This window comes from Levilactobacillus yiduensis (genome assembly GCF_024718525.1).
In the GTDB taxonomy this organism is placed as follows: domain Bacteria; phylum Bacillota; class Bacilli; order Lactobacillales; family Lactobacillaceae; genus Levilactobacillus; species Levilactobacillus yiduensis.
Genome location: NZ_JAMXAZ010000008.1, coordinates 116,216 through 124,730, shown reverse-complemented (window position 1 = coordinate 124,730; position 8,515 = coordinate 116,216). Strand labels below are relative to the sequence as shown.

Below are 8,515 nucleotides of genomic sequence, written 5' to 3'. Positions count from 1 at the left end.
GTGGCAGCGTTGTGAGACGTGAAGCGGACCAGTACTAATCGGTCGAGGACTTAACCAAGTAGAGTTGGTGTTCTCAAAGAAAATAAATTGATGATATCTAGTTTTGAGGGAATAAGTTCTCTTATAGTGTGGTGGCGATAGCCTAAAGGATACACCCGTTCCCATGCCGAACACGGAAGTTAAGCTTTAGCACGCCGATAGTAGTTGGGGGATCGCCCCCTGCGAGGATAGGACGTTGCCACGCGAGTGAAGGAACCCTGTGAGGGTTCCTTTTTTTGTGCAAAAATTAAGGTGGCAGACGAAGACAGACCCGATGGCGGGCGGACTGCGACCGAGTGAAACGGCTATGACGGCGGTGTTGCGGGTAAACTGCCATCTCTCAGGTCGACCCCCGCGACCATTTAACATACTCTGACCCCTGAGGACAAGTGGGTGCGACCCCCACCGCCAGTATTGGCTGTTCAGTTGGCAAAATGGCTGTGGCCAAACGTGGTTCGTGGGCAAGGACTGGCAACGGGCTCCCACTGAAACTGGAAAAAATCTTCACTAATTCCTCCTGCAACTTGGTCAGTTGACCGAATTCGCCGAAAATCAGCCGTTTAAGTGGGGTAGGGACGCGATTAGGTTGATTGTCCGCTAACGACACCCGACAAATTTGACGACGTGTATGGCGCTGACAAGGGGGATTGTACTGGTGAGTTCAATTGGGCACTATCTTTTCCAGGGAAGACCAATGTGCTATGATTATTAGTGTCGCAGCAAAACACCGTTAAAGTTGTCTTAAAACAATTATATAAAGAGAGAATGGGTGGAATTAGCATGCAGAAATACCGTAAGTACCGTCTGAGTCTGGGCTGGCAAATCTTAATCGGCCTGGTACTCGGAGTGGTCTTAGGCGCCGTCTTTTACCAAAACAAGGTCGCCATCACGGCGATGCAAAACATTGGGAACATGTTCATTGGCCTCATTCAAATGATCGTGTTACCCATCGTGGTGTCCTGTCTGACCGTGGGAATCGCCAATATGGGTGATATCAAGCAGTTGGGCCGAGTCGGTGGTAAGACCATCATTTACTTTGAAATCATGACGACCATTGCCATTGCCTTAGGGCTACTGGTCGGGAACATCTTCAAGCCAGGGGACTTTATCGACATTCATCAACTACATAGTACCGATATCAGTCAGTACGTTTCGTCGGCAAAATCCGCTGGGAACACCGGTATTTGGTCCACGTTGATGGGCATCATTCCAACCAACATCTTCAAGTCGCTGTCAGAGGGCGATATGATGCCCGTGATCTTCTTCTCCGTTTTCTTCGGACTAGGAACGGCCGCAATCGGAAAACAGGGCCAGGTGATCATCGACGTGCTGGATGCCGTGTCACAAGTGATGTTCCGCGTGACAAACTGGGTCATGCACACCGCACCGATCGGGGTCTGCGCCTTGATTGGGGTCACCATCGCGCAAATGGGATTGTCGGCTTTGGCACCGTTGGGGTATTTCATCGTCTTGGCCTACGCGACCATGGCGTTGTTCATTCTCGTCTTCATGGGCATCGCCGCGCGCTTGTTCGGCTTTCGTCTGTGGGACCTGCTGTACGTGATCAAGGACGAAGCCATCTTGGCCTTCTCCACGGCCAGTTCTGAGGCGGCCTTGCCACGGCTGATCGATAAAATGGATAAATTCGGTGTCAGCCAAGGCATTGTGTCGTTCGTGATTCCGACCGGCTACACGTTTAACCTGGATGGATCCGCCATTTACCAATCACTGGCCGCCTTATTCTTAGCACAGGCCTATCACATCAACCTGAGCTTGGGGCAGCAGATCACCTTGCTGGTGGTCCTGATGATTACCAGTAAAGGGATGGCCGGAGTGCCTGGCGCCTCGTTCGTGGTCCTGCTGGCGACCGTCTCCACGATTGGGGTACCGATGAGTGGGCTGACCTTCATCGCCGGTATTGACCGGCTGGTCGACATGGGCCGGACCGCCGTCAACGTGGTTGGTAATTCGCTGGCGACCGTGATCATCGGGAAATCCGAACACGAATTCAGTGAAGAAAAGAGTCAGACGTACCTACAGAAGATTCGCGCCGCTAAAGCTAAATAACCAAAAAAAGCAGCATCACAGTCCATTTTTCGGGATTGTGATGCTGCTTTATTCGTGGTGCGCATTTGGTAAATACCAGCACATCCAGGTCACGTGGTTGCGGCTTAGCGGGGTGATTCCCATCAGCCCATGGGCCACAACAGGCGACATCGATAACTAGTTTCAGTTTGGTATTCATTATTCGTATCGACCGTAAGAGATTAAAAACCGACCTAGTTGAAACGGCGTCAGTTACGAAATGTTTTTCTCCCCATCAGGTTCCCCCAACGGTGAGGCATCGCTACGTGGTGTAACGCTATGGGACTAGCACGTCAATGCATCAGGGTCGCATAGTTGCTGAGAAAGACTGGTAACTCTAGCTTGCGTTATCCATTAAGTGGTTGGAACCCAACTGGCACACGAACGAATTCGGGAAGTTCAGACGAGTTACGGTCGGTTGCAACACCGACAGCGTCTGAAATAAAGTGGCCAGTCGTTTCCGTTTAAAGTCTACTAGTCGAACCGCCGCATCAAGCTACGGGGTCCGGGATAGGGAAAGCTAAAGTAGTGTCCTCCTCAAAGCGTCAACCAAGAGGCTTGAACAGACGGTAACTTTCCCACCGGCGAGTAATAACACGCTCCAGGATCATCTAAAAGTTGCGTTGTCATGTTCAATCACCTCCTGTAGTAAGTCGACAGTGACAACTGCGGACAAATTAAAAGCGCTTAGCCACGACTAGCTAAGCGCACCTTAAAGAACAAGTGTGAGTATTGGCTAGTCGTTGAGTTTTAGCACTATACGGCGTAGTTAGTTCATAACAGCTACATTAGATCAGGCCTTCTGTTGACCTGAACAGCTGACTCATTGGCGTTTCTCGACGTTTCTGAGCAGTAGCATTTTCCGTATAGGAGCCTCACCTAACAGCTTCTAATTTATCTTACGTACACAGTATATCTGGTTCTCACCCAGATTGCAAGAAAAAAGTCCAAGTTCTATCGAATAATAATTATAATAACTAACTATAAATATACTTATAACGCGCGGTTTACTAGCTGCCAACTAGTTTAGAATCATTCTTGATTTGCCCTGGGGATTCGCGTATGCTAGGGGTGTATCAAAAAAGAATATCAAGAATTGAGGGGAGTTTTATCATGAATTACATTGGTTCTGCGTTACCCGATTTTCAAGTAAATGCGTATCAAGACGGCGAGGTTAAAGCGTTGACGCCAACTGACCTGTTGGGGCACTGGTCCGTACTGTTCTTTTATCCAGCTGACTTTTCCTTTGTGTGTCCCACAGAGCTAGGCGATCTGGCGGCCCACTACAGTGAATTTCAAAAGTTAGACGCTGAGATCTACAGTGTTTCCGAGGATACCGAGTTCGTTCACCAGGCTTGGCACGAGCAGAGTACCGAGGTCGGCCAGGTAGACTATCCGATGATTGCGGATCCGGCTGGCGTCTTGGCCCGGCACTATGATGTCTTAGACGAGGATGCCGGTCAAGCTTACCGCGGCGTCTTCATCTTGGACCCGGCCGGTAAGGTGCGTTCCTACACCATCAATGACATGGGCATCGGCCGTAATGCTGCCGAAGTCTTGCGGACGTTGACCGCTGCCCAGTTTGTGGCCGAGCACGGCGACCGCGTTTGCCCCGCCAACTGGCATCCTGGTGAACAGACTTTGAAGCCGGGGACTGATTTGGTTGGTAAGATTTAAAAGTTTTTGGTTATCAGAGTAGAATAAAAGCGCCTGAGATGAAAGTCTCAGACGCTTTTTTAAGCAGAAAAAACTATTTTCCTTCAGCGATGCCGGCGTACTGTTGCGCGTACCAGCCGTCCCAGGTGAGGTCCTTTAACGCGCCACTAGCCGTGTAGGGCAGGTTGACCGTCTTTAAGATGGTCAAGAACAAGTCGCGCTTGTTGGCCAAGACACCCGCAGCCAATTGGTCAGGGCTAAAGTTGGTGTTGGTGTAAATGTACATATTGATATCGTTCATGGCGTAATCGACCTTGTACGATGCCAAGATTTCCAAATCGTTGGTCCGGTAGTGTTTCAAGTAAAAATGAACAAAGTCGGTTAATGCGGTGTTTTGGGCGGTTTCGTCCAAGTCACTAATGGTTAAATCAGGATTTTGCAAAATTTGAGACCTCCTCAAAATGTCTAGCGTTCACGAGTATCGGTCAAATCGGTCGGTGCCCTTTCTACATTATATGGCATTGCCCGGGTTGGGGTAAAGGAAACTCACCGAAAAATTTCGGCAGTCAATCAAACTGCCCTTAGGGTATAATAGATGGCAGAAGTTTTGCGAAGGGAGTTAGGAGACAGATGCGAGTAATGATTGTGGGCGCCAATGGCGAGGTGGGGCGCCTGTTAGTGCCCAAGCTGTTGGCAAATGGGGATGAGCCCATTGCCGGCTTGCGTGCGGGTGAAGATGGCGAAGACTGGGAGGACCAAGGCATTGCCGTGCGCCGGGTGGATTTATTAGCTAAGCCGGAACGCATTGCCAGTACGCTGATGGATGCCGACGCGGTCATCTTCGCCGCGGGATCCGGGGGCCGCACCAAAGACGACATGACCCTGTTGATTGACCTTGATGGGGCCATTAAGACCATGCAGGCCGCCGAGATTGCTGGGGTCAAGCGGTTCATGATGATCAGTATGCTGTTTGCAGAGGACCGTAACCGGTGGGCGGACCCGCTCAAGCCGCTGTACGTGGCGAAATTTTACGCCGACAACTGGCTGGTCCACCAGACCCACTTGGACTACACCATCGTTCAGCCGGGCGCGCTGTCCTTTCATGCGGGGACTGGCAAGGTGAAGAGCGAACCGCTGGCCGTGGGCAGCATTTCGCGCGCTGATTTGGCCGCGTTCATGGTCGCCGCCTTACACGCCCCACAGACGATTGGCAAGACGATTCCGCTGCTCAGTGGCGACCAGCCGATCCAAACGGTCATTGACCAGCTGTGAGCATATTGGTCGCGCCCGCCAACCATTCTTGGTAAAATAAAGGTATTGATAGGACGTGTCCGTCAGGATTTTCGCTAAGGAGGTTACGGTTATGACTGAGAACTTAGTTTTAGCCCCGCCGGCAGCCCGTGAGTTAGCGCATCATCTGGATGAATGGGCCAAATGGCGACAGACGAATGACCGGACCACAGCCGATATTGACTGGGACCGGTTCATTGCCAAGAGTCGCGAAAAGGCGCAGTGGCAAGCGGGCTTAGCCGCCGAGATCGACCACTGGGAAAACCTTCACGCGATTCAAGTGGCGTTAGAAGATAAGTTAGCCGGGGCCACAGCTGGTGGTCATACGCGGCAATAGTTTTTGGTTAAATGAAAGGCCTCCGTGGTTGCGGGGGCCTTTGTCGTGTCTTTAGGGCAGCATCAGTGTGTGGGCGTGGAACTTTCAAGCGGCACCGCCGTCAACGTAATTTCACACAGACAGGCGGGCATGAACAAATGCAGATCAGCTCCCAAGTCGCTGGCCGGCTGGTGCATGCCCGTCAACGCCCACTGCCGCGTGTAAGTCACGAAGCCATCGACGAAGAACTGCAGGGCCTTCTGGTCGTCAGCGGTCAACCGGTGTGTGCTGTGGTGATCGATAATTTCCATGAATTCCGTCATCAGGTGGTGCCGGAAAAAGTCGGTGAAGGAATTTTGCCCGGTCGCCCGAAATGCCGCGTCAAAAAAGGCGGGATGTGCCTCGAAGTAGGCCAACATTTTCGTGAAGATTCCTTGCCACGTGTAGGACTCGCAGTCCTGAAAAATGGCCGTCATGGCTTCGTCGTAGTAACGATTGATGACGTCATATTTGTCAGAAAAATATTTGTAAAACGATCCACGACTCACCGTGGCTTCTGTCAGAATATCGTTGACCGTAATGTCCTTGATGGCCTGCCGTTGGGCGAGGGTGTAGACGGCATGTAAGATTTGGCGACGAATATCCATCAGCAGTTCCTCCTCAAAAGTAGATAAAAAAACTTTTTTGTTCAAAAATGAACAAATCGACCAAATCATTCGTTACTAATAATAAGCGATTCTGGTATGGTAGACAAGTAAAGTTCTTACCAAGTCCCTTAGGAGGTTATCAGTATGAGTCGTTATCAATTTTTGGAGTCTGCTACCTTGAAATCCGGCGTCACGGTCAAGAACCGCGTCGTCTTGCCGCCAATGACCGAATGCATGGCGCTGGCCAACGGGGAAGTTTCCCGCGATGAACTGCGCTATGCCGCCATTCACGCGGGTGGCGTGGGGATGTTCATTACCCCAGTCGCCTACGTCAATGCGCGGGGCAAGGGCTTTGAAGGCCAGTTGTCTGTCGACAATGACCGCTTCATTCCTGGCCTGAACAAATTGGCCACGGCTATCCAGCAGAAGGGAACGAAGGCCATTCTCCAGATCTTCAGCGCTGGCCGGATGTCCAGTTCCGCTATCTTACGCGGACAAAAGACTGTTTCCGCCAGTGCCGTTGCGGCGCCGCGACCGGGGATGGAAACGCCAGAGGAACTGACGAACGCCGAGATTGAACAAACCATCACGGACTTCGGTGAAGCCACGCGGCGGGCCATTCAGGCCGGGTTTGACGGTGTCGAGATTCACGGCGCCAACACCTACCTGATCCAGCAATTCTTCTCCCCCCACAGCAATCGTCGGACCGACAAGTGGGGCGGCTCCGTTGAAAAGCGGATGACCTTCCCGTTGCGCGTGGTTGATGCAGTCCAAACGGCCGTCAAGACCTACGCCGACCGGCCATTTGTCGTTGGCTACCGGTTCTCTCCCGAAGAAATCGAGGAACCTGGCATTCGGATGGCGGACACGCTGCAGCTAGTCGCCAAGCTGGATACCTTGGGCTTGGATTACCTGCACGTGTCCATGGGCAACGTGTGGCGGCCATCGATCAACGACAAGAGCGACAAGACGCCGCTGATCGACCAGCTACAGGACACGGTCAAGGACACGCCGCTGATCTCTGTCGGCAACGTCAAGACACCTGTCGACGCCGAGCGTGTGATGGACGCCGGCATTGATTTCGTCGCCATTGGCCGGGAGAGCATTCGCGAACCACACTGGGTCGAAAAGGTTGAGGCTGGCGCCGAGGATAGCATTCGCTACACCTTGCCACTGGCTGATTTAGACGAGCTAGGCATCGCCTCACCGTACTTTGACTTCCTGGCGGGGATGGATGCCGGGGGCGCCCACATCGGCTTTGAGCCGGCATTGGCCACGACTGAGAAGGGTAACGCCGAGGATCTAGTCTTTAGGAAATAAGCAACAAAAGCTCTGACAACGGCGGGAAACTTTCCCGTTGTCAGAGCTTTTTTCATCGCGTGGATGATTGACGGAACCGCCCGACCTCAGCATAAAAGATGCCACCCCAACCGGCGAGGGCAAGGAGCAGAAAGTCCGTTGCCAAGCCGTTACGGTGAGCCCACCAACTCCAAATGAGGCCAACCGTTGCGACCAAAGCGAGTAAGAGAACCCACCCTCGTCGTTGCCGCCACCGGGCGTATTTGGCTGGCGCGTCGTCTGGTACCAACGTACTGGCGAAAAGTCGCAGGTGATTGAGCGCGTAAAAGTTCAGACAGGCCACTAGCAGAAAAATCCCTTGCACCGAGGCCAGTTGGTCGGCGAAGAGGAGCGTGATCATGGAAATCGTATTGATGATGGTCAGGTTCCGAATTGTGGGTCGCAATGCCTGAAAGACCGCGGGCTTGCGCAATGTGTCGGCCATGTCGTGGTTTTCCTTGAGCAGCGTGTCCAGCGATAAATGATAGAAGTCGCTGAGCTGAATCAGGCTGTCGATGTTGGGATAGCTGTGGCCGGTCTCCCAGCTGGAAATAGTTTGCCGCGTAACGTGTAAGGCCTCCGCAACCGCGGTTTGGGTCAGATGCTGTTCTAAGCGTGTGTGTTGTAAACGTTCCCCGAATGTCATGGTGGTGCCCCCTCATATAATGGTTTAAGCATAGCAAACTGGCGGCAGATTGCCTAGCAAAGTTTCTCTGCATTGCCGGTCTGACGGGGATAGACGCCTATCAATTTTTGCGCGTAGCTTGCGCCTCTTGGTGCTTAAGGCGGCCGATGACCCGGTTGAGCCAAAGCCCAATCGAGCTCAGCCAACTAACTTGCGAAGGTAATCACGCATGCCGCGGTCGGAATTGATCAGCACGTCTAGCGACAGGCCACAGCAGTTGCCAAGTATTACCAGGTTGTCAATATCAGGATAGCTTTTCCCTGTCTCCCAACTGTAAATGGTTTGCCGGGAAACGTGAACTTGTTGCGTCACTGCCTGTTGGGTCAGCTGATGATCTGCGCGAGCCTGTTTGATTTTTTCTCCGAGTGCCATGAATTTTCCTCCGTTATCTTGCGTTAAGCATAGCAAATCCACCTAAATTCTTTGTGCTGAGTTTGCTTGCAAGGTTGATTTGGCGGT

The 8,515-nt window shown here is 52.2% G+C and carries 9 protein-coding genes, 1 rRNA gene and 1 riboswitch; of the genes, 6 read left to right on the top strand and 4 right to left on the bottom strand.

Annotated features, from left to right (window positions below; translation table 11 throughout):
- The first annotated feature begins 127 nt into the window (after window positions 1-127).
- The 3 genes from rrf to NGM66_RS06715 all read left to right on the top strand — a co-directional run bounded on the left by rrf (window position 128) and on the right by NGM66_RS06715 (window position 3,801).
- Window positions 128-244, top strand: a 5S ribosomal RNA gene (rrf, locus tag NGM66_RS06725).
- A gap of 575 nt (window positions 245-819) precedes the next feature.
- Window positions 820-2,106, top strand: coding sequence for a cation:dicarboxylate symporter family transporter (locus NGM66_RS06720; protein ID WP_208907681.1), 1,287 nt, complete (start codon window positions 820-822; stop codon window positions 2,104-2,106).
- Window positions 2,107-2,852: 746 nt separating this feature from the next.
- A riboswitch (M-box (ykoK) riboswitch) is annotated at window positions 2,853-3,018 on the bottom strand.
- 219 nt (window positions 3,019-3,237) lie between these two features.
- Window positions 3,238-3,801, top strand: a complete 564-nt coding sequence (locus tag NGM66_RS06715) for a peroxiredoxin (RefSeq protein WP_208907682.1) — start codon at window positions 3,238-3,240, stop codon at window positions 3,799-3,801.
- Window positions 3,802-3,874: 73 nt separating this feature from the next.
- Here NGM66_RS06715 and NGM66_RS06710 read toward each other — a convergent pair whose 3' ends face one another.
- Window positions 3,875-4,222, bottom strand: coding sequence for a hypothetical protein (locus NGM66_RS06710; RefSeq protein ID WP_208907683.1), 348 nt, complete (start codon window positions 4,220-4,222; stop codon window positions 3,875-3,877).
- 188 nt (window positions 4,223-4,410) lie between these two features.
- On the opposite strand from NGM66_RS06710, the gene NGM66_RS06705 reads away from it, so the two are divergent.
- Window positions 4,411-5,052 carry an SDR family oxidoreductase gene (locus NGM66_RS06705; RefSeq protein WP_208907684.1) on the top strand — a complete coding sequence of 214 codons (642 nt, stop codon included), beginning with the start codon at window positions 4,411-4,413 and terminating at the stop codon, window positions 5,050-5,052.
- 91 nt (window positions 5,053-5,143) lie between these two features.
- Complete coding sequence (locus NGM66_RS06700; RefSeq protein WP_208907685.1) at window positions 5,144-5,407, top strand: hypothetical protein; 264 nt, start codon at window positions 5,144-5,146, stop codon at window positions 5,405-5,407.
- A 62-nt stretch (window positions 5,408-5,469) separates the two neighbouring features.
- Here NGM66_RS06700 and NGM66_RS06695 read toward each other — a convergent pair whose 3' ends face one another.
- Window positions 5,470-6,033, bottom strand: coding sequence for a TetR/AcrR family transcriptional regulator (locus tag NGM66_RS06695; RefSeq protein WP_208907686.1), 564 nt, complete (start codon window positions 6,031-6,033; stop codon window positions 5,470-5,472).
- Between the two features lie 144 nt (window positions 6,034-6,177).
- Between NGM66_RS06695 and NGM66_RS06690 the strand changes: the two genes are divergently transcribed.
- Window positions 6,178-7,353: an NADH-dependent flavin oxidoreductase gene (locus NGM66_RS06690; protein WP_208907687.1), complete on the top strand. Its 1,176-nt coding sequence runs from the start codon at window positions 6,178-6,180 to the stop codon at window positions 7,351-7,353.
- A gap of 52 nt (window positions 7,354-7,405) precedes the next feature.
- On the opposite strand, the gene NGM66_RS06685 is transcribed toward NGM66_RS06690, so the two are convergent.
- Window positions 7,406-8,017 (bottom strand): helix-turn-helix domain-containing protein, encoded by a 612-nt coding sequence (locus NGM66_RS06685; protein ID WP_208907688.1) that lies wholly within the window; start codon window positions 8,015-8,017, stop codon window positions 7,406-7,408.
- 177 nt (window positions 8,018-8,194) lie between these two features.
- On the bottom strand, window positions 8,195-8,428 hold the full coding sequence (locus tag NGM66_RS06680; protein WP_208907689.1) for a helix-turn-helix transcriptional regulator: 234 nt from the start codon (window positions 8,426-8,428) through the stop codon (window positions 8,195-8,197).
- Window positions 8,429-8,515: the final 87 nt, after the last annotated feature.

What these genes read in the sequence shown, in the direction of transcription:
- NGM66_RS06720 (WP_208907681.1), top strand. Translation starts at nt 820, where the DNA reads ATGCAGAAATACCGTAAGTACCGTCTGAGTCTGGGCTGGCAAATCTTA.
- NGM66_RS06715 (WP_208907682.1), top strand. Translation starts at nt 3,238, where the DNA reads ATGAATTACATTGGTTCTGCGTTACCCGATTTTCAAGTAAATGCGTAT.
- NGM66_RS06705 (WP_208907684.1), top strand. Translation starts at nt 4,411, where the DNA reads ATGCGAGTAATGATTGTGGGCGCCAATGGCGAGGTGGGGCGCCTGTTA.
- NGM66_RS06700 (WP_208907685.1), top strand. Translation starts at nt 5,144, where the DNA reads ATGACTGAGAACTTAGTTTTAGCCCCGCCGGCAGCCCGTGAGTTAGCG.
- NGM66_RS06695 (WP_208907686.1), bottom strand. Translation starts at nt 6,033, where the DNA reads ATGGATATTCGTCGCCAAATCTTACATGCCGTCTACACCCTCGCCCAA.
- NGM66_RS06690 (WP_208907687.1), top strand. Translation starts at nt 6,178, where the DNA reads ATGAGTCGTTATCAATTTTTGGAGTCTGCTACCTTGAAATCCGGCGTC.
- NGM66_RS06685 (WP_208907688.1), bottom strand. Translation starts at nt 8,017, where the DNA reads ATGACATTCGGGGAACGTTTACAACACACACGCTTAGAACAGCATCTG.
- NGM66_RS06680 (WP_208907689.1), bottom strand. Translation starts at nt 8,428, where the DNA reads ATGGCACTCGGAGAAAAAATCAAACAGGCTCGCGCAGATCATCAGCTG.